Source organism: Nocardia sp. NPDC050435, assembly GCF_040655395.1.
Lineage (GTDB): Bacteria > Actinomycetota > Actinomycetes > Mycobacteriales > Mycobacteriaceae > Nocardia.
The window spans coordinates 301,605-325,619 of the sequence record NZ_JBFAJW010000010.1 but is presented as its reverse complement, the minus strand read 5'-3'; the positions used below and the strand labels follow the sequence as shown (position 1 = coordinate 325,619).

At 70.9% G+C, this 24,015-nt stretch carries 15 protein-coding genes and 1 pseudogene; 11 read left to right on the top strand and 5 right to left on the bottom strand.

Annotation, left to right across the window (positions count from 1 at the left end):
- Nucleotides 1-46 precede the first annotated feature (46 nt).
- Nucleotides 47-1,306: an ABC transporter substrate-binding protein gene (locus AB0I43_RS29755; RefSeq protein ID WP_357432996.1), complete on the bottom strand. Its 1,260-nt coding sequence runs from the start codon at nucleotides 1,304-1,306 to the stop codon at nucleotides 47-49.
- 532 nt (nucleotides 1,307-1,838) lie between these two features.
- Here AB0I43_RS29755 and AB0I43_RS29750 point away from each other — a divergent pair.
- Nucleotides 1,839-3,221, top strand: coding sequence for an MFS transporter (locus tag AB0I43_RS29750; protein ID WP_357432995.1), 1,383 nt, complete (start codon nucleotides 1,839-1,841; stop codon nucleotides 3,219-3,221).
- Here AB0I43_RS29750 and AB0I43_RS29745 read toward each other — a convergent pair.
- Nucleotides 3,218-4,930 carry an acyl-CoA dehydrogenase family protein gene (locus tag AB0I43_RS29745; protein WP_357432994.1) on the bottom strand — a complete coding sequence of 571 codons (1,713 nt, stop codon included), beginning with the start codon at nucleotides 4,928-4,930 and terminating at the stop codon, nucleotides 3,218-3,220. The genes AB0I43_RS29750 and AB0I43_RS29745 overlap by 4 nt on opposite strands.
- Nucleotides 4,931-5,299: 369 nt before the next feature.
- On the opposite strand from AB0I43_RS29745, the gene AB0I43_RS29740 reads away from it, so the two are divergent.
- Nucleotides 5,300-6,154 carry an isocitrate lyase/phosphoenolpyruvate mutase family protein gene (locus AB0I43_RS29740; RefSeq protein ID WP_356977218.1) on the top strand — a complete coding sequence of 285 codons (855 nt, stop codon included), beginning with the start codon at nucleotides 5,300-5,302 and terminating at the stop codon, nucleotides 6,152-6,154.
- Nucleotides 6,155-6,241: 87 nt separating this feature from the next.
- Here AB0I43_RS29740 and AB0I43_RS29735 read toward each other — a convergent pair whose 3' ends face one another.
- Nucleotides 6,242-7,459: an MFS transporter gene (locus AB0I43_RS29735; protein ID WP_357432993.1), complete on the bottom strand. Its 1,218-nt coding sequence runs from the start codon at nucleotides 7,457-7,459 to the stop codon at nucleotides 6,242-6,244.
- A gap of 73 nt (nucleotides 7,460-7,532) precedes the next feature.
- Between AB0I43_RS29735 and AB0I43_RS29730 the strand changes: the two genes are divergently transcribed.
- The 7 genes and pseudogenes from AB0I43_RS29730 to AB0I43_RS29700 all read left to right on the top strand — a co-directional run bounded on the left by AB0I43_RS29730 (nucleotide 7,533) and on the right by AB0I43_RS29700 (nucleotide 14,350).
- Nucleotides 7,533-8,330, top strand: coding sequence for a TetR/AcrR family transcriptional regulator (locus tag AB0I43_RS29730; RefSeq protein ID WP_356977214.1), 798 nt, complete (start codon nucleotides 7,533-7,535; stop codon nucleotides 8,328-8,330).
- Nucleotides 8,331-8,514: 184 nt separating this feature from the next.
- On the top strand, nucleotides 8,515-10,020 hold the full coding sequence (locus AB0I43_RS29725) for an alpha/beta fold hydrolase (RefSeq protein ID WP_356977212.1): 1,506 nt from the start codon (nucleotides 8,515-8,517) through the stop codon (nucleotides 10,018-10,020).
- Nucleotides 10,021-10,132: 112 nt separating this feature from the next.
- Nucleotides 10,133-10,693, top strand: a complete 561-nt coding sequence (locus tag AB0I43_RS29720) for a MauE/DoxX family redox-associated membrane protein (protein ID WP_356977210.1) — start codon at nucleotides 10,133-10,135, stop codon at nucleotides 10,691-10,693.
- 144 nt (nucleotides 10,694-10,837) lie between these two features.
- Nucleotides 10,838-11,695: pseudogene (locus tag AB0I43_RS29715) on the top strand (glycosyltransferase); the annotation flags it as partial.
- A gap of 311 nt (nucleotides 11,696-12,006) precedes the next feature.
- Nucleotides 12,007-12,666 (top strand): hypothetical protein, encoded by a 660-nt coding sequence (locus AB0I43_RS29710; protein WP_357432992.1) that lies wholly within the window; start codon nucleotides 12,007-12,009, stop codon nucleotides 12,664-12,666.
- Nucleotides 12,667-12,707: 41 nt separating this feature from the next.
- Entirely contained in the window at nucleotides 12,708-13,499 is a 792-nt protein-coding gene (locus AB0I43_RS29705) for a carboxymuconolactone decarboxylase family protein (RefSeq protein ID WP_356977206.1), read from the top strand.
- Between the two features lie 38 nt (nucleotides 13,500-13,537).
- Complete coding sequence (locus AB0I43_RS29700) at nucleotides 13,538-14,350, top strand: acyl-CoA thioesterase domain-containing protein (protein WP_356977204.1); 813 nt, start codon at nucleotides 13,538-13,540, stop codon at nucleotides 14,348-14,350.
- Here the strand turns inward: AB0I43_RS29700 and AB0I43_RS29695 are convergent.
- On the bottom strand, nucleotides 14,345-20,422 hold the full coding sequence (locus AB0I43_RS29695) for an amino acid adenylation domain-containing protein (RefSeq protein ID WP_357432991.1): 6,078 nt from the start codon (nucleotides 20,420-20,422) through the stop codon (nucleotides 14,345-14,347). The genes AB0I43_RS29700 and AB0I43_RS29695 overlap by 6 nt on opposite strands.
- Nucleotides 20,423-20,729: 307 nt before the next feature.
- Between AB0I43_RS29695 and AB0I43_RS29690 the strand changes: the two genes are divergently transcribed.
- Nucleotides 20,730-22,109 (top strand): ATP-binding protein, encoded by a 1,380-nt coding sequence (locus tag AB0I43_RS29690; protein ID WP_356977200.1) that lies wholly within the window; start codon nucleotides 20,730-20,732, stop codon nucleotides 22,107-22,109.
- Between the two features lie 94 nt (nucleotides 22,110-22,203).
- Nucleotides 22,204-23,100, top strand: a complete 897-nt coding sequence (locus AB0I43_RS29685) for a DUF389 domain-containing protein (protein WP_356977198.1) — start codon at nucleotides 22,204-22,206, stop codon at nucleotides 23,098-23,100.
- Between the two features lie 5 nt (nucleotides 23,101-23,105).
- Here AB0I43_RS29685 and AB0I43_RS29680 read toward each other — a convergent pair whose 3' ends face one another.
- Nucleotides 23,106-24,011, bottom strand: a complete 906-nt coding sequence (locus AB0I43_RS29680; RefSeq protein WP_356977197.1) for a LysR family transcriptional regulator — start codon at nucleotides 24,009-24,011, stop codon at nucleotides 23,106-23,108.
- Nucleotides 24,012-24,015: the final 4 nt, after the last annotated feature.

Below are 24,015 nucleotides of genomic sequence, written 5' to 3'. Positions count from 1 at the left end.
GCCGCCGAAAGGGGCGGACGGCCCGCCGGCGCCGTCGTCGGGTCGGTTACGCCGCGCCCGGAATGAGTTTCAGCACTTCGGGACTCGGCACGATGAAGCCTCCGGAGACCGGTGCCTGCTTCTTGTCGCCGGTGACTTCGAACAGCAGCATGTCCGTGGTGCAGTTCGGCGAGGTCGATTTGCCGCAGTTCAATTTCGGGCCGAGGAAGCTCTGGTAGTCGGTCAGACCTTTGAGGGCGGACACGATAGCGGGGCCGGTCAACTCCGCCGGACGGGTCGCCGTCAAGGCTTGGGCGAGGTCGACGAAGGTGGCGAAGGTGCCGTAGGCGTAGAACCCGGCGGTACCACCGGCAGCGCCGATGAACTGCTCCGCCGTCCTCAGGTTGGACTTGGCCGGCTCAGGCGCTGCATCGACGGCGGGCGGCAGCCACACCGGCGAGTACGTCTGGGCGCCGACGGCCTGTGCGCCCATGGCCTCGACGAACTCCGTGCACGCCGCGAGAAACACTGTGCCCGTGTATTTCACGGACTTCAGTGCCTGAGCGAGCTTGTTGCAGGTGTTGTCGTTGGGTGCGGTCATCAGCCCGCCGGCCGCGGGGGAACCGTCGGCGATCGTGGAGGCCAGTGCGGTGAAATTGGGTCCCGCCGGCGGGTAGTAGGCGCTCTTGACGTCGATGCCCAGCTGCTTTCCCAGCGGGGCCAGCAGGGCGTCGAATACTTGATGGGCTTGGGGCAGGTCCGAGTTGACCAGGGTCAGTGAGGTCTTGCCCGCCGCCTTGAGCGACTGGAGGAAGCCCACCAGGAACGCCGCGGGCGGCGGACCGAAGAACACCCGGTTCTCGGTGACCGCGCCGGTAGCGGTGTTGAACGGGATCTGGCCGACCAGCGGGATGGCGGCCGAGGTCAAAATCGGCATGGCCGCGGAGGATTCGGCGTTGTAGCCGTCGACCGCTACGGCGACCCCCGCTTGCACGAACTGGTTGGCACAGGAGATCGTGGATTCGGGGGAGGTGTTGTCGATACCGCAATCGATGACTTCGATGGGCCGCCCGTTGATCCCGCCGATCTGATTGTTGATGTATTCGACTGCCGCTTTCCGGCCCGTGGTCACGCCGGGCTGGGTCGCCGGCCCCTTGGACGGATTGAACAGGCCGACCTTGACGGGTGCCCCCGTCGCCTTGATCCCCTGAGCGGTGGCGGTGCTGCCGCCCGCCGCCGACTCGTTGTCGTCGCCGCACGAAACTACGGAGAACGCGCAGACGGCGGCCACTGCCGCCGCTGCGATTCGACCGATTCTGCTACCCATGTGAATGCCTTTCCAGGCCGAATGTCCCGGCGATGGGCGCCGGGTCCACTTCGTCGAGCTCAAATTTCGGCGCCCGCATCGCGTGTGATTCGATGACCGGCGACCCCATCAAGATTGTGATCTGGGCCACCAGAAACTAACTCAGCCTTACACGGCTGTCAAGCTGATCTTCGGATCGTTTTCAAGGCATAGTGCGAGGTGAGGATGGTGAGAGGTCGACTGTCGGCGGCGGGGTGCGCCGATGGATCCAGCTGTCGAGCGCATCTCGCGCGCGGGGGCGATCGTCTGGACGCAAACGCCTGGCAACGTGCGCGCGTATCGCACGGCGCGGGGGTCGTGAGCGCCAGATAAGTTACCGAGAATTCTCTCCCCGCGAGCGCGACGTAGTGGGGGCGATGAATCGAGGAGGCCCCGCCCTCCGGTCGGCTTCTCCTGCCGAATGTTTGGATACGACGTATCCTGATGCGAAACATCGCCGGTGAGTCCTGAAAGCTCTTGCCGAAGAGTGCTATTCGACGGCAGGAGCTTGCCCATGACCGCCGCCTCGTCTCCGGAGCCGGTCGCGGCTGCCACGGATTCGGTCGAGATCACCGTGTCCGCCGGTCGCCCCGCACGGGTCGTCGACCTGGCGAAATCGGCGCCGCTGGGCTGGTGGCCCGCCGTCGTCGTCGGCCTGGTCGCGTTCATCGATCGGCTGGAGCTCAACCTGATCGCAGGGGCGCTGCCCGCGATCCAGGACCACTTCGGGTTCGGTGACACCGCCGCGGGCGCGATACCGACCGCCGCGAGTATCGCGGGCGCGGTGCTGCTGTTGCCCGCCGGGCGGCTGGCCGATCGGGCGCCGCGCGTGGTCACCATCGCGGTCGTCGTGCTGGTGTGGTCGCTGTGCTCGGTGCTGAGCGGGCTGGCGACTACCTTCGTGCTGTTCTTCCTCGTGCGCGTGCTGATCGGCGCGGCCGGTCAGCTCTACAACCCGCCCGCCTCCAGCCTGCTCGCCGACTACTATCCCGCCCGCAGCCGCGGCAAGGCCTACGGGTTCGAGCGCGCGGGCTATTACCTGGGCCTGCCGACCGGTGTCATTCTCGGCGGCGCGCTCGCCGAGGCGCTCGGCTGGCGCATGGTGTTCTTCGTCGCGGCGGTGCCCGGCCTGCTGGTCGCGGCGCTGGTACTGACCGTGCGAGAACCGTTGCGGGGCTTGGGGGATCGCCTCGACCGCGGCCGGATCGACAAAGGGCCGACCACCACCGGCGTGCCCGGCCGTCCCGCCTCGCTGTTCCGGGAGGCGCGGGAACTGCTCGGGATCAGGACGCTGGCCGGAGTCATCGTCGGCCAGGCCCTGCTCTCCCTCGGCATCGGCGGCGTGTTCTATTGGCTCCCGACCCTGCTCGAGCGGACCGAGAATCTCGGCTACGACACCGCTTCCGGCCTCGCGGGCGCGGTCGGCGGCACCGGCATCGTCGTGGGGATCATCGCGGGCAGCCGGTTGGGCGACCGCGCGCACACCCGCCGGCCCGGCGGGCGGATCGGCGTCGCCACCGGCTTCCTGCTGACCGGCGCGCTCGCGCTCGCGGGCGCGCTGCTGATCCCCGGCGTGCCCGCTCGGGTCACGCTGATCGCCCTGGCCTGCGCCGGATTCGCCGGCGCCATCCCGAATCTGACCGCGGTCTCGGCCGACGTGGTGCCCGCCCGCCGCCGCGGGATGGGCTTCGCCCTGCTCACCTTCCTGGTCACGCTCGGTGGCGCGTTCGGCCCGTTCCTCGTCGGGCTGACCTCCGACCTGGTGGACGCCGCCGGGTACGGCGGCGAGCCACTGGTCCCGGCGATGCTCGTTCTGGTGCCGGCGATCTTCGTGTCGGTGCTGGTCCTGCTGCGCGTGGGCGGCCGATACGAGGCCGACGCGCGCGCGGCGGTCTAGGGGTTCATCGCGTAGGCGTCGGCGTGCCCGCGCACCTCGTCCCACAGGCGCGCCGAGCGCTGCTCGTCGGTCTCCGGCTTGCGGATCACCGCCAGCGCCCAATGCTGCTGCGCCACCGTGGAAGACGGCTTGCCGAACACGTCCAGGGCGTAGCGCGAGAAGTCGCGAACGAAGGTCTCGAAGATCGAGTCGACGATGTCCTCGGTGGCGCCGGTGAGCGCGGCCTGCTCCAGGATGAGCTGGCCGTAGGGGAGCAGGGTGAACAATTCGCCCACGGCGAGCTGGTAGTCGAGGTCGGCGAGCTGGGCTTCGGTCGCGGGGGCCTCGGTCGCGAACCCGGTGAACCGCTCGGCCTGTTCGACGAACAGCGCGACATTCGGCAGGTGGCGATACTTGTCGTAGGCGAGCCGCCAGTCGGCGAAGCGGACCTTGCCCAGCCCGGCGGCGCCCGGCTGCCGGAACAGCGATTCGTCGTCGCCCGGATCGCGGCGCACCGGCACCGGGGGCAGCGGAACCGGATCGAACAGGAAGCTCGCCATGAACTTCAGGGTGAGCGCCATGTTGACGTGCGCGGTGCCCTCCAGCCGCGGCATCGAATCGATCGTCCCGCGCGCCGTGGCGAAGTAGGTGTCCTTCTCGAAACCCTTGGCGGAGATGACATCCGAGAGTTCGCGGTACACGCGCTCGGCCTCGCGGGTCACCTTCATCTTGCCGATCGAGTTGAACAGGACGAAGCGGCGATCCTCCGGGGTGGAGCAGCGCATGTAATCGATCGCGCGTTCGTGGTAGAGCCGCATGGCGTGCATGCGCACGTAGGCGTCGCACAGGATCTGGCGGACCTGCCCGAAGTCGGTGACCGGGTGCCCGAAGAGGATCTTGCCGGCGGCCTGGTTGATGGTCTCGTAGAAGCAGTGCTGCACGATGCCGAGCGCGACCATGCCGATATTGAACTTGCCGCAGTTCACCGCGGCGAGCGCGGCGTCGAAAGCCTTTCTGCCGGTGTGCAAGACGTCCTCGGCGGTGACGGGATAATCCGCCAGGTCGTAGGCGCTGACGAAGTTCTGGCCGTGGATGATGTTCTTGACCAGCCGGTAGTTCGGGTGCCTGCTGTCGACGAGGAACCAGACGTAGGCGTCGGGGCCCTCGAGGTCGGTGCGGCGGCCGATGGTCGGCACCAGCCGGGCCACGTTGCCGTTGCCGATGTAGTACTTGCTGCCGGTCGCGGTGAAGCCGCCGGCGCCGTCCGGGGTGAGCAGCATGTCGGTGGCGTAGATGTCGGCGCCGTGGGCCTGTTCGGACAGGCCGAAGCCGAGGATGCCGCCGCGGTCGAGTTCCTCGGCCGCGCGGGCGTGGGCCTTGCCGTTCTCGCTCTGCCAGATCGTGGCCAGGCCGAGGGTCGACACGCCCCAGGCGTACCAGTACTGCGAGCCGTAGAAACCGGTGATCTCGTTGAACCGGGAGATGAACGCGGTGTCCCACCGCTTGTCGGAATCGTTGCCCGCGTGGGCTTTCGGAGTCGCCAGGTAGGCCAGCACGCGCGACTCGGCCAGGAACTCCATCCAGTCCTCGTACCACTCTGCCCGATGTGCGTCCGCGGTCAGGGCCTGCTTGCCTTTGGTTTCGAAGAAGTCCACGACCGAGCGCAGCAGGGCCTGGGTCCGGGGATCGAATTCCGCGAACGTCTCCGTCTTCGGGTTGAGCAGTGCCATTCCAGCGCCGCCTCTCGTGTTGTGGGCGGGCTGCGCACGCCGCGGCTCCAGCCCGGTCGGCTGAGAAGGTGTGGGCGCAAGTCTCTCAGAGGGTTTGGTGGGCGTCAACGCCTAAGTTGATGACCATTCTCGGATTGATCAACCGATGGATACGCTGTAACGCGACGATTACTAGGTTTGCTGGGATCGAAAGTTAACAGCTGATCATTGGAGCATGAGCAATGTCGGCCAAGTGGTCGAGCAGGTGGCTCGGGCAGGCTGTGGCGGCGGCAGAATTTCCTGTGGTGCCAGTGCGAGATTCCGGGTTCCGGCTTGTGCGATGCGGGCCTATCGTTCGGGAGGGGAGTCGCGAGCACCGAGGAGTATTCCGTGAATTCCATTGGCCCACAGACCGGCAGCGAGCGTCACGCGGCCGCGCGCCGGTTCGTCGAACTGCATCGCCGAGGCTGTTTCCTGCTGCCCAACGCGTGGGACGCGGGCAGTGCCCGGCTGCTGGAATCGGTGGGGTTCCCCGCCGTGGCCACCACCAGCGCCGGCATCGCCTTCTCCCTCGCCCGCCCCGACCATGAGACGGCCTCCGCCCGGGTCGGGCGCGAGACCATGCTCGCCCGGGTCGGTGAGATCATCGACGCGGTGGCGGTCCCGGTGAGCGCGGACCTCGAGGACGGTTACGGGGAGTCCCCGGACGCGGTCGCGTCGACGATCGCCGCGGTGCTGGCGGCCGGGGCGGCCGGCGGCAATATCGAAGACTTCACCGGCGACCCGGCCCGGCCGCTGTCCGACCTGGAACCGGCGGCCGACCGCATCCGCGCGGCGCGCGCCGTAATCGATAGCGGCAGCGCCCCTTTCGTTCTCGTCGGCCGGACCGACGCGCTGCTCGTCGGCGGCTCCCTCGACGACTGTGTGCGCCGCGCCAACGCCTACCTCGCGGCGGGCGCCGACTGCGCCTTCGTCCCCGGCGCCTCCGACGCCCGGACCATCGCGACGCTGGTGCGCGAACTCGACGGCCCGCTCAACGTGGTCATGGGCTTGACCGGTGGCGCGCTGTCGCTGAAAGAACTCGAGGCCCTGGGCGTGCGGCGAGTCACCGTGGGCGGCAGCCTCGCCCGCACCATGTACCACCACCTGCGCCGCGCGGCCCGCGAACTCGCCGACTTCGGCACCTTCACCTACGCCGACGACCAGATCAGCCAGGCCGACCTCAACGACCTGTTCCGCCGGTAAGCCGCGAGCCGCCGACAGTCGGCACGGCGGATTCGCGCCGGGCGCCCGCGTGGATCGACGGGTGCCCGGCGCGCCGGCGAAGACCGCTCAGGCGGCGGCGCGGCGTTGTAGCGCCAGGCCGACGATCGTCATCGCCAGGGCGGCGACCAGGAGCACGGCGAGAGTCCAGGCCAGGGTGGCGAACCCGTGCGGTGCGGCGGCGGCTGCCACGAGGGGGCCCGCGGTGGCGCCGACGTAGAAGCTGAACATGGCGACCGACATCGCGGCGGCGCGGGATTCGCCGCCCAACTCGCCCGCGCTCTGCAGCACGGCCGGGCCGACGATGCCGAGCCCGCCGACCATGACGGCGAGCAGGATGGCCAGCACCGCCAGATGCCCGCCCTCGAAGGTGGCGGCGACCATGGCGACGGCCGCGATCAGCACGCCGAGCGCGATCTGGCTGTGCTTGGTCAGGCGGGCCAGCGGCACCGCGAGCAACGGCAGGATCAGCATCACCGGCAGCGCGCCGGCGCGCAGGGTGAGCAGTTCGGCGGAATCCTCGACCACGCCGGTCAATTCGAGACCGGTGTAGATGCCGACCATGACCGCCATGGCCATCGCCCCGGCCACCAGCATCGGCACCAGCGACAGCAGCCGGAACACCGCGGGAATCGCGGCGTAGCTGTGCCGCAGCGGCAGATCGGCGCCAGTGGGTGCGTCCGGGAGCATCACCCGGCGCAGCGTGAGCGCGAGCAGCGCGAACAGGACGGCCGAAGCCAGGAAGACAGTGCGCCACGGGAACGCCGCCACCACCGCCTGCGACACGATCTGCGCGATGACCGTCGCCGCGAGGAACGAGGTGGCGATGGACATGGTCACCACCGCCCGGTGCGCGGGCGTGATCCGGGTGGCCACATAGGCCATGATCGCCGGCGGGATCGAGCCGACGACCAGCCCCTGCACCAACCGCAGTCCGACCGCGACGGGTGCGCTGAACGCCAAGCCGGTCAACAGTGTGACCACCGCTGCCGCGAGCATGCCGGTCATCAGGACCCTGCGGTGCCCGTAGCGATCCGAGAGCGGGCCGAACAGCACGAACCCGCCCGCATAGCCGAAGGCGAAGGCGCTGATGATCCAGGTCATCACGACCGAGCCCGCGTTCCAGTCGGCTTTCATGGCGGTGAACAGCGGAATCGGCACATACATCTGCCCGGTGGCGACCAGCGCGGAGAGCACGAACACGGGCAGGGTGCGCGCCGTGTGCGTACGGGGCGGGGCGCTGCGGGTGGCCGGGGTTCCCGCGGCGGGAAGGGTCGGCGTTGTCATGGGCAAGACGGTAGGTCCGGATCGATTCTGTTGTCAACCAAATAGTTGGTTTGAAAGCTGGTAGGCTCGCGGCATGACGGCCTCGATCAAGCGTGGTGACGCCACCAAGCAGGCGCTGTTACGCGCCGCCCGTGACGAATTCGCGCAGTACGGCCTGGCCGGCGCGCGCGTGGACCGCATCGCCGAGGCGGCGGGGGTGAACAAGGAGCGCATCTACGGCCTGTTCGGCAGCAAGGACAAGCTGTTCGACATCATCCTGATCGACACCATGGGTGAGTTCGTCGAGGTGGTGCAGCCCATGTCCGAGACCGATCCCGGCCGCTACGTCGCGAAACTGTTCGACTACCACAACAACAACCCCCAGCTCCTGCGCCTGTTGCTGTGGGAGGGCCTGCACCGCGGCGTCGACGCGCACGACGTCGACGGGTGGCGCGCCGCGCACTACGAGCGCAAATTCGACAGCGCCATCGAGCAATTCGGCATCGACGCCGAACACGCGGGCCGCCTGCTGCTGGCCCTGTGCGGCATCTCCAACTGGAGTCTCGCCGTCCCGCAGACCACCCGCCTGCTACTGGGCGAGGCCGCCGAGGACAAAGACGCGACCCGGGCGTTCATCCAGGAATTCGCCCGAGCCGCCATGCGGAACTTCCCCCCGCCCAAGCCGGTCAAACCATTGACCACCGACGGCAACGCCGTCGACCGTGCCGCCCAGCGTCTGCGCGAAGCCCAGGCCGCCGCCGACGCCGCCCGCGACGAACTCGCCGCCGCCCTCCGTACAGCCCACGCCGGCGGCACGAGCGCCAACCAGCTCGCGCGCCAGGTATCGGGCACCCTCTCCCGCCCGGTGGTCCTCAAACTGCTGGCCGACTGAACGAGTCTTTCGAAGCGGGCTGTTCGTTCGGCTGAGAGTTCGAATAGCACTGTGGTGCAGCGTTTTTGATGGACGACGCACTTCGAATACGAGAGATTGCCGCAATCGTCCGGTTCGCTGCTAGCTTCACCGGGTGCGTGGTGAATACTGTTCGGTCGCTTCTCGGGTTGTCCGGGCGTTGTGCGTGGTCCTCGCCGCGACAGCCGCGGTCACCGGCTGCACCGCCGACCCGAAGAGAGCCGACCCGACCGGAGTGCCGCCGGGCCTGGACGCGTTCTACGCGCAATCCGTCGACTGGGTGCCGTGCGGCAGCGGGCACACCGAGGGCTGGTTCGCCGAACCGCTGACCGGCAGGCAGTGTGCGCAGGTACGCGCGCCCCTGGACTATCGCGCCGCGCGCGGCCGGTCGATCCACGAGGTCGAAACCGTGCTGCTGGCGGTGTCGCGCCGCCTGGCGACCGGCGCGAAGCGGGGTGCGTTGATCGCGATCAGCGGCGGCCCCGGCGGCACCGGGCTGGAGCTGGTCGACTGGCCCTATCCACGCGAAGTCCTGGCCGGATTCGACATCATTTCCTACGACCCACGCGGCGTCGGCCGGTCGACGCCCTCGATCCGATGCGCCGGCGCGGTGGATTCCGACATCGATCTCGACGATACCGAAGCGACGGAGGCGGCCGAGCGCGCAGAGGTCGCCGCCTGCGTGCGTGACACCGGGCTCGAGGTGCTGCGCCACATCGGTTCCGACGAGGCGACCAACGATGTCGACCTGCTGCGCGGTGTGCTGGGCGAGGAGCGGATCAATCTGCTCGCCTACTCCTACGGCACCCAGATCGCCGCCATGTACGCCCTGCGCTTCCCGGGCAATTACCGCGCCGCCGTGCTCGATGGCGTCGTCGACCTCGCCGAGCGCCCGCACGAGATGTTCCTCGGCCAGGTGCGCGGCTACCAGGCCACCTTCGACCGGTTGGCCGCCTTCTGCACCGGCGAGTACCGACAGCGCGGCCTCGATTGCCCGCTCGGCGCGGATCCCGCCACCGCCGAATCCGCCTTTCACGCACTGTTGCGCGAGGTGGACGCCGACCCGGTGCCCGTGTCCGAGGGCGAGGACGTCACCGCGAGCACCGTGCTGCAAGCCACCTACACCGGCTTGCTGTGGCGGTCGTCCTGGGAGGATTACCTGGAAGCGCTGAACGAACTCCGGGATGGCGACGCGACCACGATCCGCCGCCTCGCCGACTTCCAGGACAGCGGCGGCGACAACGCGATCACCGCCATCACCTGCACCGACATCGCCGACCCGACGACCGACCGCGCCGCCAGGCACCACGAGGCCGCCGCCCTGTACGACGCCGCCACCTTCGACGACTACGACACCCGCCCCGCGCAGTTCCCGCTGATGGACTGCGACCTGTGGCCGTTTCCCGGCCAGGTCGTCCCCGGCAAAATCCTGCCTGTCACGCCGGCCCGCAGCCCAGCCGCGCCCCGTCTGCTGTTCGTCGGCACCCGCCACGACCCCACCACCCCGATCGGCAATGCCGAGCGCATGGCGCGTTACCTGACCAGCCCGCTGCTCATCCGCGAGGCCGACGGCCACACCTTCGTCTTCAGCGACGAGAACGACTGCGGCGACGACGAGGTCGTGCGCTATCTGCTGGATCCGGCCTCGGGCCGCGACTGGGTCTGTAGCTGACCGGGGTGCTCGCGGTTGCCGCGTGTTGGCGGGGGTTTCGCCGGTGGCTCTGATAGGCATGGACGCGGTCCCGAAGACTCGCTGAGCTCCACACTGCGAACCAGGAGTGGTAGTGGTCGCGACACATCCCGGCTGGACGGCGCTCGACCTGGCGATCCGACTGGTCGTAGGCGGATTTCTGATCGCCCGCGGAGTCGGTGTGCTGGGGTCGGTGCCGGTCTGGCGACAGGTTTGGCTGGCTGTGCATCAGCTCGCGCCCGCCCCGCTGGTCCGCCCGATCGCGGTGGGCCTGCCGGTGGCGGAGACGGTCGCGGGGATTCTGCTGGTGCTCGGGGCCTTCGGCCGGTCCGGGTCGATCGCCGCCGGGCTCGTGCTCGCCGCCTCGACGCTGGGCATCCAGGCGGCGCGGGCGCGGGGGCTCACGCTGGCCGGTGGTGAGCTCAACCGGCTCCAGCCGTTGCTGTCGGCCCGCACCCAGCTGCGCAACCTCGTCTTCCTGACCGCCCTCGCCGTTCTCGCCACGCGGCAGGCGCCCGCCCTGGCTGTCGCTGGTCAGGACGGCTGGACCCAGATCGGGGCGATAGCCGCCCTGGCCGCGACAGCCGGCACGGCGACCGTCGTGCTGCGCCGTGCGCAGCGCCGGCGATACCCGCTCGCGCCGGCCTGCGCCTGACGAAAGGGATCCGAATGTACAACCGCCGCAGCATGTTCCGACTATCCGCCGGCACGGCGCTGGCCGCCTTCACGGTCGCGGTCTTCCCGGAATTCGCCAGAGCCGAGGCCGGCCGCGACGCCGGCGAACGCGGGGGACTCCGGCATGTCAACGAGAGGCCATACGGAAGCGGATATGAACGCAACTACGGATACGGCGCGTACGGTCGCTGATCGCCTCGCCCGCTGGCGGTCCGCGCCGATCACACTGGTCGGAGATTTTCCCGGTGGCGGTTTCGGCAACGACCAGCTCGCGCGTGAACTGCATCGCGCCGGCGCCCGCGTCAGCGTGGCCCCGCTCGCCCTCGAGCGTTCCACGTGCTCGGCGGAACTGCTCGGACTGCTCGCCGACTCGTCCGCGCGCGTCGACGGCCCGGTCCTCTACTCCGGCTGGCTCGGCCGCCCGGAGCTCGATTGCCTGCGGGGCGCTGACCTGTTCGTGCGCACGACGTGCGAAAGCTCCCGGGTCGCACCGAGCTGGGCCGGGCAGCTGGCCCGCGCCCGCGCGGTGCTGACACCGAACGCCTACGCCGCCGACGCCCTGCGCGCGAGCGGTGTCACCGCGCCGATCTACCTGGTCCCCGACGCAGTGGACACCGCGGCCTTCCCGTATCGCGAACGCGCCGCGCGCCCGGGGCTCACCACCTTGATCGTGGGAATCATCCACCCGGACAACAACTATCGCGAGGCCATCGCCGCCTGGCAGGACGCCTTCCGCGACGACCCCGACGCCCGCCTGGTCATCAAATCCTGGCAGGGCTGGCCGGACTGCCATATCGCCGGTGACCCGCGCATTCACCTGGACACGTTGCGGGGGCCCACGGCCGCCACTGCGGCCTGGTACGCCGAGGCCGATGTCCTGCTGGCGCTGGGCAACGAGGGCTTCGGCACCGGCATGCTCGAGGCGATGGCGTCCGGAATGTGCGTGATCGCGCTGGACTCGGAGGGACAATCCGGGGTCTGCCGGGACGCGGGCGACCTGGTGCTCCCGATCGCGCCCGCCACCTGGCGGCCTTATGTGCATCCCTACGGCGGGCCGTCCCTGGGCGTGGTCGCGGTGCCCGAGGTGCGCGACGTCGCCGCGAAGCTGCGGTGGGTTGCCCGGCATCGCGCCGAAGCCGCCGAGCAGGGGCGGGCCGCATCGAAATGGGTTCGCGCGCATCGCGATAGCGCCGATCGCGGCCCCGAGGTGCTCGCGGCGCTGGCCGAGCACAGCCGGGGCGTGCGGCCACCGGCCGGGCGTCCGCCGCAACCCGTGTCCGCACGGAGCCGCCGGTGCCCGCGGCCGCGCCCGTCGCCCAGCCGGACGGCCCGCCGCTGTGGAGCTACCGGCCGCCCGGCCGCGCGGCGCTGGGCGTCGTCACCCTGTGGAGCCCGGAGATCGAATCCTGGGCGTTGCCGCACGCGCAGGACAAGCACGCCTTCTGCCGCCGGCACGGGCACGCCTTCTACGGCTACACCGAGGTGTTCACCGACGGCCGCGCACCGCACTGGTCGAAGATCCCGGCGGTGGAGCGCCACCTCGCCGACCACGATTGGCTGTATTGGATCGACGCCGACGCCGCGTTCACCAACCTCGATTTCGACCTGCGCGCACTCTGTGACGACGAGTACGACTTCATCGTCACCCACGACGAACTCGGCCTGAACTCGGGCAGCTTCCTCATCCGCGACAACGACACCACCCGCCGATTCCTGCGACTGGCCTGGGCCCAGAACGTCACCGACCTGTTCTACGAACAGACGGCGATGGCCCGCGCCATCGCGCTGCTGCCCGAGTTGCGCGTCAAGGTGCTCGAAAAGCGTGTGATGAACAGCTTCTGGAACGAACACCGCCCCGGCGACTTCATCTTCCACGCGGCGGGCCAGCCGACCGATGCCAAGATCGATCTGCTGGACGCGTTCCGCCGGCACCGCCCGGCCCCGGTCGAATGAGGACTTGCGTTGGAGTGCGCTCCAGCTTTTAGGGTCGTCCCATGACCACACCTCAGCAGAACGATCGATACGAGCGCGGCCTGGCGCTGCTGCGGCAGATCGGCGGCCCGGAGGGGACCGCGGCGGTGGACAGTCTCGCGGATATCGCGCCCGACCTGGGCCGGATCACCGTCGAGTTCGGCTACGGCGACATTCTGTCCCGGCCGGGCCTGACGCTGCGCGAGCGTCAGCTGGCCACGGTCGGCGCGCTGGCCGCGCTCGGAAACGCCGCACCGCAGTTGCGGTGGCACATCAACGGGGCGCTCAATGTCGGGTGCACGCGCACCGAGATCGTCGAGGTGATGATGCACACCGGCGTCTACGCCGGGTTCCCGGCGGCGCTGAACGGGCTGGCGGCGGCCAAGGAGGTCTTCGCGACTCGCACCGACCTGCCGGAGGAGCCGGTCGCCGTCGCGCCCGCCGGCGGCGACCGGTTCGAGCGTGGCAGCGCGGCGCTCACCGAGATCGACGGCCACGCCGGCGAGCAGGTGGTCGCGTCGTTGCGTGACATCGCCCCGGACTTCGCCCGCTACCTCATCGAATTTCCCTTCGGCGACATCTACACCCGCCCGGGACTGGACCTGAAGACGCGCGAGCTGGTCACGATCGCCATGTGCACCGCGCTGGGTGTCGCGCCGCAGCTCGGCGTCCACCTGCACGGTGCGCTGAACGTCGGCGCCACCGAGAACGAGGTGGTCGAGGTGCTGATCCAGATGGCGGGCTATGCCGGATTCCCGGCCGCGCTCAACGGAATCGCGGTCGCGCGCACCGTCTTCGCCGAGCGAAACGCCTGAGTCGCCGCCGGGGGAGCGTGTTTCAATACGGGCTGCCGATGACGATGGAGGGGATGGTGGACGTGGATTCGTTCTTCGCGGTCCGGGACGACGGATTTCAGGCGCACGGGTTCGGGGTCAGTCAATGGTCGGCGCAGCAGGTCAACGGCCCGGCGGTCTGCGGCCTGCTGGCCCGCCAGCTCGAGACGCACTGTCCCGCTGCGGGATTCGTGCCCGCGCGGTTGACGGTCGACATGGTGCGTCCGGTATTGACCGAACCGATCGTGGTGCGGAGCCGCGTCGTGCGCGAGGGCAACCGGGTCGTGGTGGCCGACGCGGCGATCGATCAGCAGGGCAAGCTGCGGGCGCGGGCGACGGCGGTGTTCCTCGCCGCGGCCGCCCCGCCGCCGGGTGCGGTGTGGCAGCCGCGGTCGCCGATGCCCGCGCCCGGCGTGCGGTTGACGGCGCCGCTGGGCGAGGCCCCGCTGCTCAAGTGCGGCGATTCGGAATGGGCCGACATCCGGTCGGCGGGCCCGAATCCGGAGCGTAAAGTGCTGTGGCAGAACCTGATCCCGCTGATCGAGGGGGAGGCGCTCACGCCGTTCCAGCGTGCGGCGGCCATGGGTGACGCCACCAACTACGTCTGCCACTGGGGTTCGGCGGGCATCGGCTACATCAACAGCGACATGACCCTGACCCTGGCGCGGCTGCCGGAGGGGCCGGAACTCGGATTGCAGGCCCAGGACCAGGTCGCCAGCGACGGGATCGCGGTCGGCACCGCGACGCTCTACGACCGGTCCGGGCGGCTGGGCACCTGTGTGGTGACGGCCGTCGCGAACGCCGGGCGGCAAGTCGCGTCCGTCGGCTCATAGGCGGCGATGCTCGCCCGCCCCGGGCGGGAAGAAGCCGATCTCGACGAAGAAGTCGAAGTAGCGGGCGAGGACGGCGGCGTCCACGCCCGGGACCCGGGCCACCGGCACTCGCACCGGAGCGTGGTCGGGGGTGGCGCGCTGTTCGGCGGCGTAGTTGGTGCTCAAAGCCGCCGCCCGCGAGAGTGATTCGTCGCCGGAGTCGAGGCGTTCGGCGGCGGCGGAGGTCAGCGTCTCCGGAAAGAGCTCGGGCCGCACCAGAGTCAGGTGGTAGCCGCGCCGGAGCGCCTCGTCGAGGATCGCGCGCAAGGGCAGCGCGGTCTCCGGGGCCAGATCCAGCACCGTCCCCGGCGGCTGCGCGGCACCCGCGATCGCCGCCGCGACGTGATCGACCGGCAGCATGGCGATCTCGCCCTCGGTCAGCTCGGGCGCCGTGCCGGTGACGAGCATGGACCGCAGCATCGTCCACCAGGCGTCGTCGGTGCCGGCCGCGCCGGTCCGGGAATCGCCGGTGATCAGGCCGGGCCGGTAGATCGTGGTGGGAACGCCGCGCTGGGCGGCGGCGCGCACCAGGCGCTCGGCGACCCATTTGGTCAGCGCGTAGCCGGGCAGGCCCGCGGGCAGCTCCGGGGTCGGCGGGGCGGAACTCGTGGACACGAAGTGCACCGGTGTCACCCGGCTCGTGGTGGCCAGCCGCAGCACCTCGCTGGTGCCGGACACGTTCGCGGCCCGCATCCGCTCGTAGGGCTCGAGATGGTTGACGAGCGCGCCGTTGTGGTAGATCGCGTCGAGCTGTCCCGCGAGTTCCTGGAAACGCCGCGCGGTGAGTCCGAGTCGCGGCTGCGCGAGATCGCCGGGGACGGCGACGATCCGGTGCTCGGCGTCGGACAGGTCGATCCGGTAGCGGTGCGCGGCGGCCAGCACCCGCGCCCGGGCGGCGTCCTCGTTACCGGCGCGGACCAGGCAGTAGACGGTCGCCGAGGTTCGCGCGAGCAGCGCACGCAGCAGGAACGCGCCGAGGAAACCGGTTGCGCCGGTGAGCAACACGGCCGCGGGTGCGCCCACGCGCGGGGGCGGGCAGCCCAGCGCGGTGATGGATTCGTCCAAGCGGGTATCGGCGAGCGGGTCGGGTCCCGCGGTCTCGGCCGTGCCCTCCCGGACCGCGGTGGCGAGGTGACGCACCCGCGGATGCGCGAACAGGTGGCGTAGGGGAACCTCGACCGCGAGGCGTTCGGCCAGCGCCGCGCGCACCCGGACCGCCGAGAGCGAGGTGCCGCCCAGGCTGAAGAAGTCGTCGTCGCGGCCCACCCGGTCCGCGCCGAGCACGGTGGCGAAGACCTCGGCCACGATCCGCTCGTCCTCGGTGACCGGCGCGCGATAGGCGTGGCCGGGCAGGTCCGGGTCGGGCAGCGCGGCCCGGTCGAGCTTGCCGGTCGCACCGAGCGGGAACTCGGCCACCACCACCAGGTGCGCCGGGATCAGGTAGCCCGGCAGCCGGTCGCGCAGTGCGGCCAGGATCTCGGCGGTGTCCAGCGCCCGCGCGCCGGTCACGTACCCGATCAACTGTTCGCCGCGCACGGCGACGGCCGCGCCCCGCACCCCCGCCTGGGCGCGCAGGGCGGCTTCGATCTCGCCGGGTTCGATCCGCAGGCCGCGCAGCTTCAGCTGGGCGTCGGTGCGCCCGAGGTACTCCAGCTCGCCGGAGCGGTTGCGCCGCACCAGATCACCGGTGCGGTACAGGCGCGTCCCGGACGGGCCGTGCGGGTCGGCGACGAACCGTTCCGCGGTGCGCGCGCCCTGCCGCAGGTAGCCGCGCGCCAGCTGTACGCCGGAGAGATACAGTTCGCCGGGCGTGCCCGGCGGCACCGGGCGCAGCCGCTCGTCCAGGACGTAGGCGCCGCAGTTCCAGTGCGGGCGGCCGATCGGCACCGGGCCCGCGCCGTGCTCGGTCACGTCCGCACCCGTGAGCGAGACCGTCGCCTCGGTCGGCCCGTACAGATTGTGCAGTCGCGCCGGAACGGCCGCGGTCCAGCGGGCGATCGTCGCGGGCGGCAGCGGTTCGCCGCCCACCCAGACCGTGCGCAGCGACGAAAGGTCTTGCGGCGCGGCGGCATCCAGCAGGGCGGCCAGCAGCGAGGGTACCGTCGCCGTGGCCGTCGCCCGATGCCGGGCGATCAGCTCCGCCACCTCGGCCGGGTCGGCGGTGCCGGCGAGCACCAGGTGCGCGCCGACGCTCAGCGGCGCGGCGTAGCCGATCAGGGACGCGTCGAAGGTGAACGGAATCGATTGCAGCACAGTGTCGTTCGCGTGCAGCCCGTACTCGGCCGCGAGGAAGCCGCTGTGGTTCGCGATCGCCGCGTGCGGGACGCCGACGGCTTTGGGGCGGCCGGTCGAGCCGGAGGTGAAGATGACGTAGGCCAGGTCCTGCTCGCGCAGCGGCCGCAGCCGATCGGCATCGGTCACCGGCGCGGGCGAGAACGCCTCGAGGGCGCCGGAACTCGCCAGTTCGTCGAGCCGCACGACCGGCCGATCGCGGATGTCGACGCCCGCGGCCAGCACGCACAGCGGGTCCGCGCTCGCGAGCAGATCGGCGACGCGAGCGGCGGGCTGCTCCGGATCGATCGGCACGTACGCCGCTCCGGCCTGCACGATCGCGTACATGCCGACCACCAGGTCCAGCGACGGGCGCACCGCGAGACCCACCGTCGCGCCGGGGCCGACACCCAGTTCGATCAGCTTGCGGGCCAGGCGATTCACCCGCGCGGACAACGCCCCGTAGGTCAGTGATCCCGCCGCGCAGCTCACCGCCGGTGCGGCGGGGGAGCGCAGGGCGTGCGCTCGGAATCCGTCGAGCAGCAACCGGTGCGGGACGGGACGCGATGCTCCGCACGCCGAAAGCCGCTGTGCGGCTTGCTCGGAATCGTTCAGCAGAGGCAGATCTCCGACCGGCCGCTGTGGTTCGGCGATGGCGGCGCGCAACAACCCGGTCAGGCGGGCGCTCAATTCGTCGACGGTGGCCGGGTCGAACAGATCCGTCGCGTATCGCCAGGAACAGGACAGTCCGGCTTCCGGGTGCGGAACCACGGTCAGTTGCAGGTCCACCGGGCTGACCGGGTCCCCGAGCGGCATCGGCTCGAGGCTCAGCTCGGGCAGGCGCAGTGCCTGGCTCTGGAAGTTCTGGAACGCCAGCGCCACCTGGAACAACGGATGGTGGGCTCGGCTGCGCGGCGGATCGAGTGCGGCGACCACCTGGTCGAAGGGGATCTCGGCGTGGGCGAAAGCGTCCAGGTCGACCGCGCGGACCTGGTCGACCAGATCGGCGAAACTCGCACCGCCGTCGACGCGCGTGCGCAGGACGAGCGTATTGACGAACATGCCGACCAGGTCGTCCAGCGCCGGCTCACCTCGTCCGGCCACCGGCGTCCCGATCGCGATGTCCGCAGTGCCCGAGAGCCGGGCCAGCAGGACCGCCAGGGCAGCGTGCAGCACCATGAAGAGGGTGGCGTCGCGATCCTGGGCGAACTGCTCCAGGGCGCGGCGGAGCTCCGCGTCGAGCTGGAAGTCCTGGGCCGCACCACGATTGGTCGCCACCGGCGGTCGCGGCCGGTCGGTCGGCAGGTCGAGCGCCACCGGCAGTCCCGCGAGCGCCGTCTCCCAATGCCGGAGCTGAGTGGCCAGCAGGGATTCGGGATCGTCTGCCGCGCCGAGCATTTCGTGCTGCCAGCGCGCGAAATCGGCGTATTGCACCGGGAGCGGCGGCCATGCCGGAGCCGCGCCATGGGTCCGCGACCGGTAGGCGACCATCAGGTCGCGGGTGAGCGGCGCCAGCGCCGAGCCGTCCGCGGCGATGTGGTGGAGCACCAGCGCCAGCACGAAGTCGTCGGCGCCGAGCCGGAAGAGCCGGGCGCGCAAGGGCAATTCGGTGGTCACCTCGAACCCGTTGCCCAGGAAGGCGGTCAGTTCCCCGGGCAGTGCGCTCGCGGTGGTGGCGACCGGCGTCAGAGCGACCGGCCGGGCGGGCAGGACGAGCTGGTAGCCGTTCCCGTCGTGCTCCGGATAGATCGTGCGCAGCGCCTCGTGGCGCTCCAGCACATCACTGAGCGCCGCGGTGAGGGCATCGATCTCCAGCCGGCCGGAAAGCCGCAGTGCGACAGGGATATTGTGCGCGGGCGAGGCCGGATCCAAGCGCGACAGGAGCCACATCCGCCGCTGCGCCGGGGCCAGCGGGATCCGCGGTCCGTGCGGCTGGGCGGTCAGCGGCGGGACTCGCGTGGTCGTGGTCGCCGCGACGGCGGCTGCCAACGCCGCGACCGTCGGGTGCTCGAAGACCATGCGGGCCGTCACGCGTGTCCCGAAGGCGGCCTGTGCTCGTCCGGCCACGCGTGTCGCGAGCAGTGAGTGGCCGCCGAGTTCGAAGAAGTCGGCGTCCGCGCCGACCCGCGCGAGGCCCAGGAGGTCGGCGAAGATTCCGGCCACGGTCCGCTCGGCCGCCGTCGCCGGCGCACGGTGCACCGGTGCGGTGAACACGGGTTCGGGCAGCGCCGCGTGGTCGATCTTGCCCACCGGCGTCCGCGGGAAACCGTCGATCGCCATGACCGCCGCGGGCACCGCGTGCCGCGGCAATTCCCGCCGGGCCTGCCGCAGTACCGCGCCGGCATCGAATTCCACCCCGGGCGTGGGCACCACATACGAGACGAGGCCGTCCACGCCGCTGGGCAGCCGCCGCACCACCGTCGCGGCGAACGCGACCGAGGTCGACCCGGCCAGTACCGCGTCGACCTCGCCGAGCTCGATCCGGAAGCCGCGGATCTTGACCTGCGCGTCGGTACGCCCGAGATAGGCCAACTGCGGCGTGCCGTCGCCGCCGGTGACCCAGCGCACCAGATCCCCGGTGCGATAACGGCGTTCACCGCCCGGCTGCGCGACGAACCGCGCGGCCGTCAGGCCGGGCCGCCCGTGATAGCCGCGCGCCAGCCCCGGGCCCGCCAGATAGAGTTCCCCCGCCACGCCCTCCGCGACCGGCGACAACCGGGCATCGAGCACCGCGGCTCGTCGCCCGGCGACCGGACGGCCGATCGTGACCGGGTCCCCGGGACGCAGCGCCCCGCTGATGGTGGCGGCCACCGTGGCCTCGGTCGGCCCGTACAGATCGAAGAACGACCGCCCGGCCGCCCAGCGCGTCACCAGCTCCGGCGGGCAGGCCTCGCCGCCCACGATCAGCGCACGCAACTCGGGCAGGTCGGTCTCCTCGAGGCCCGCCAGCACCGCCGGGGTGAGGAAGGCGTGCGTGACCCGTTCGTCCCACAGCAGCTCGGCCAGCTCGGTCCCGCCGTAGCAGTCGGCCGGAGCGATCACCATGGTCGACCCGGCGCCGAGCGCGAGCAGCAGCTCCAGGATCGAGGCGTCGAAACTCGGGGAGGCGAAGTGCAGCGTCCGCGCCGACGCGGTCACCCCGAACCGCCGCACCTGCTCCGCGCACAGCTCCGAGAGCCCCGCATGCGTGACCGCCACCCCTTTCGGCCGGCCCGTCGACCCGGAGGTGTAGATCACATAGGCGACCTCTTCGGCCGCCAGTCGCCGCACCCGCTCCCGGAAGTGCATCGGCTCGTCGGACACCAACCCCGTCAGCTCCGTGCACCCGGCCGAATCCAGCTCCAGCCACGGCAGGTCCCCGGCCGATTCGACGCGCGCCGTGGACACACCCAGCCCGAGCGTCGCCCCGCTGTCCTCGATCATGAACGCGACCCGCTCCGCTGGATAGCGCGGATCGACCGGGACGAACGCCGCCCCCGTCTGGGCCACCGCCCACAGCGCGATCACCGAATCGATCGAGCGCGGCAGCGCCAGCACCACCCGGTCCCCGGGCCCCACGCCCCGGCCGATCAGCACGCGTGCCAGCCGCGCCGCGCGCGCGTTCAACGCCGCGTAGGTCAGCTCGCGACCCTGGAACCGGATCGCGCAGGCCTCGGGATCGAGCGCCACGGCCTGCGCCAGCAGCTGCGGCAAGGTCCGAACCCGCGCGCTCGCCGCGCGCGGCGCACGGACCCGGCGGTCCGGGAGAATTTCGGCGGTCACCGACTTCAACCCTTTCCGATCCGATCCGTCGATTACACCGCAACGCTACCAGGGCAACTACCTGGCAATTCTCGGTCGGGAGCGCTCTCGGCGTCTCGCCTTTCGGGCTCGACGGCGCTGTAATGCTTTGTCTTGGAGTGTGTTTCATGTTCAAGACGCGTGTGACCCGTCCTGTTCGGGTGTATTGATCCCACCGCGGAGCGCGTGTGAGTGTGGCGACAAATCCCGGAGGAACGGTCGGGTGGGCCGATAGTGATGCCGACAGCAATTTGCTAGAAATTCGCTATCTGATGGCAGTATCGGACGCATGCGCGCCGAAACCAGCACTCTGCTCGCCCGCTCCGACGACGGTCGCTCCTTCGTGGTGGCCGATGCCGCGGGGAGCGCGTTCGTCGCGGGCTCGCTGATCACGGTGGTCGCGGAGGGACGCTCCCAGCTGGCGCTGGTGGAGGAGCGATCGGAGACGACGCCGGTGCGGTTGCGGGGACGATTGATCGGTGAGCTGACCCCGGACGGCATCAATACCCGGGTCAGCCATCCGGTGCGTGAGGGCCGGGTCGAGGCGGCCGATCTGGCGACGGTGGCGACGCTGCACGAGACCACGGGGGCCGTGCTCGAGGTGGGTGCGCGCCTGACCGCGCCGGGCGGACCGGCGCGACTGCTGCCCAAGCGCTTCAACCGGCACACCTTCTGGTGCGGGCAGAGCGGATCGGGCAAGACCTACGCGCTCGGCGTGGCGCTCGAACAGCTCATCGCGCACACCGCGTTGCCGATCGTGGTGTTCGATCCGAACGCCGATTTCGTCCGGCTCGGCGAACTCGCGCCCGACGCGAGCGGGCCGACCGCGGAAGCGTTGCGGCGCCGCGACATTCGGGTGCTCCGGCCGAACGCCGCGCCCGGCGCGCAGCTGCGCGCCCGCCTGCTCGGGATGCCGCTGGCCTCCAAGGCCGCGGTCCTGCAGATCGATCCGATCGCCGACCGGGAGGAATTCAACGAACTCATCCACCTGGGCGCGGAACTGGCCGACGTCGACATCGACGAGCTGCTGACGCGGCTGCGCACCTCCGACGTGCCGGGCCGGCGACGCCTGGCGCTGCGGGTGGAGAACCTGGGTCTGCCGGACTGGACGGTGTGGGCGCGCAGCGCGCCGGCGGTCACCGACATCGTCGCCGAGCGGCCCGACGTCACCGTGCTCGATCTCGGCGGCTTCGCGACGCCGGAGCAGCATCTGGTGGTGGCGCTGTCGCTGCTCGACGATCTGTGGGCCCGGCGCGAGGAGCGCCGTCCCGTGCTGCTGGTCATCGATGAAGCGCACAACCTGGCCTCGCCCCGGCTGGATTCCCCGCTCGCCGTCGCGGTGCGGGAGCGGCTGATCCAGATCGCGGCCGAGGGCCGCAAGTTCGGGCTGTGGCTGCTGCTCTCGACGCAGCGGCCCTCGAAGATCCACCCCGGCATCATCTCCCAGTGCGACAACCTCGCCCTGATGAAGATGACCTCACCCACCGACCTGGCCGAGCTCGGCACCTACTTCGGGTACGCGCCGACCGCGCTGCTGGAGCGCTCGCCCTGGTTCCGGCAGGGCGAGGCGCTGTTCGCGGGCGGTTTCGTGCCCGCGCCGACCCTGGTGCAGGTGCGCCGCAGGCTGACCCGCGAGGGCGGCGGCGACGTGGACGTGCCGCTGCGCTGAAACACGGCCGCGCCGATCGGCCGCCGGTAGCGATCTGCCAGCTACTTTAGGAGCTCCGGCTGCCCGCCGGACAGGCCGACCACGAGGGGTATCGGTGCTCCGACTTCGCGTTCTCTGCCCCGGCTCGACGACACCCGCCGTGCTCGCGCTGCTGGCCGCGGAGGCGGGCGCGACCCATGTCGTGGTGACCGGCGGCGCGGCCGTGCGGCCGGCGGGGGATCTGGTGGAGGCCGACATCGCGCGGGCGGCCATGAACCGTGTGCTCGACGGGCTGGCCGCGCTGGGTGTGCCGCCGGCGGGCGCGCTCAGTTTCGGGCCGATCGACACCGAGATTCCCGCGCGGCCCGCGGGCCGGGACGCCGTGGTCTGGTGTTCGCTGCTGCAACAGGCCCGCCGGAATGCGACCGCCACGCCGACGTTCTTCGCGTTCCTGGTGATCTCGGTGCTGCTCGCCGCCGTCGGCGTCGCGACCGCGTCCCCGTTGACCATCGTCGGCGCGATGGTCGTGGGACCGGAGTTCAGGCCGCTGTCGGCGCTGGCGATCGGGCTGTACCGCCGCGACCGCACGCTGGTGCGCGACGCGACGCGCCTGGTCCTGGCGGCCTTCGGTGCGGCCATGCTGGTCACGGCCCTCGCGACCCTGATCTGGGTGCGCCTGGGCTGGATCTCCATCGAGGACGTGGAGAACGCGCGCAATCTCGACTTCATCTATCAGGTCGGGCCGTTCTCCCTGGTGATCGCGCTGCTCGCCGGTGCCGCGGGCATGCTGGCCGTGGTCACCTCGAATTCGGCCACCCTGGTCGGCGTCTTCATCTCGGTGACCACCGTCCCGGCCGCCGGCCTGGCCGTGACCGCCGCGGTCGCCGGGAAGTGGCATGTCACCGCGGGTTCGCTGGGCCAGCTGGCGATCAACATGATCGGCATCGTGGTCGCGGGCATCCTGGTGCTGCTCCTGCGTCCTCGGGCCGAGGAACGGAAGGCCCGCGTATAGCGGCTCTACTCGTCCCGCAGGCGCCGGCGCGCCGCGACCGCGAGCTCGGCGGCGGTGTCGCGCAGGGCTTCCGCGAGCGGATGCTCGGCGGCGGTGCGGTGGGCGAGCAGGATCGGGCGGGTCGCGCGGGGATCGTCGAGACGGATGATCGACAGCGTGGGCGGCAGGGCGGTGACGGCCAGGCCGGGGACGATCGTGACGCCGAGCCCGGCGGCGACCAGGCCGAGTTTGGTCACCCAGTCCCGGGCGACGTAGGCGATGTCGGGTTGCCAGTCGTCGGCGGTCCAGGCCCCGAGCAGGGTGCTGTGCCGATCTTCGCTGCCGGTGATCCAGCGCTCCGCGCGCAGCTGTGCGATCGGCACGCTGTCGCGCCCGGCGAGCCGGTGCGTGGGGTGCACCGCGACGAACAGCGGGTCGTCCGGCAGGGAAGCGCATCGGACATCGCCGGGCAGCTCCGGCGCCCCGGACAGTACGGCCAGATCGATGCGGCGGCGGGCCAGCGCGGTGCGCAGCACGGGCGTGGTGCCTTCGCGCAGCACGATCTCCAGACCCGGATAACTGTGCGCCACAGCCGCTATGGCGCGCGGCACCAGCGCGGCGGTCGCGGTCGAGAAGGCGCCGATCCGGATCCGCCCGGCGGGGCGGCGCAGGTCGCGCAGTTCGTCGCGGGTGGTGTCGAGGGTGTCGAGCACGGTGTCGGCCCGGCGCAGCACGACGCGCCCGGCTTCGGTGAGGCGCACGCCCCGGGGCAGGCGCTCGAACAGCGGCCGCCCGGCGGCCTGCTCCATCAGCGAGATCTGGCGCGAGACCGCCGATTGCGTGTAGTCCAGCCGTTGCGCCGCCAGCGAGAACGACCCGGCGCGCGCCGCCTCCCGCACCACTCGCAGTCCGAGCACCGTGAATTCAGCCATGCGT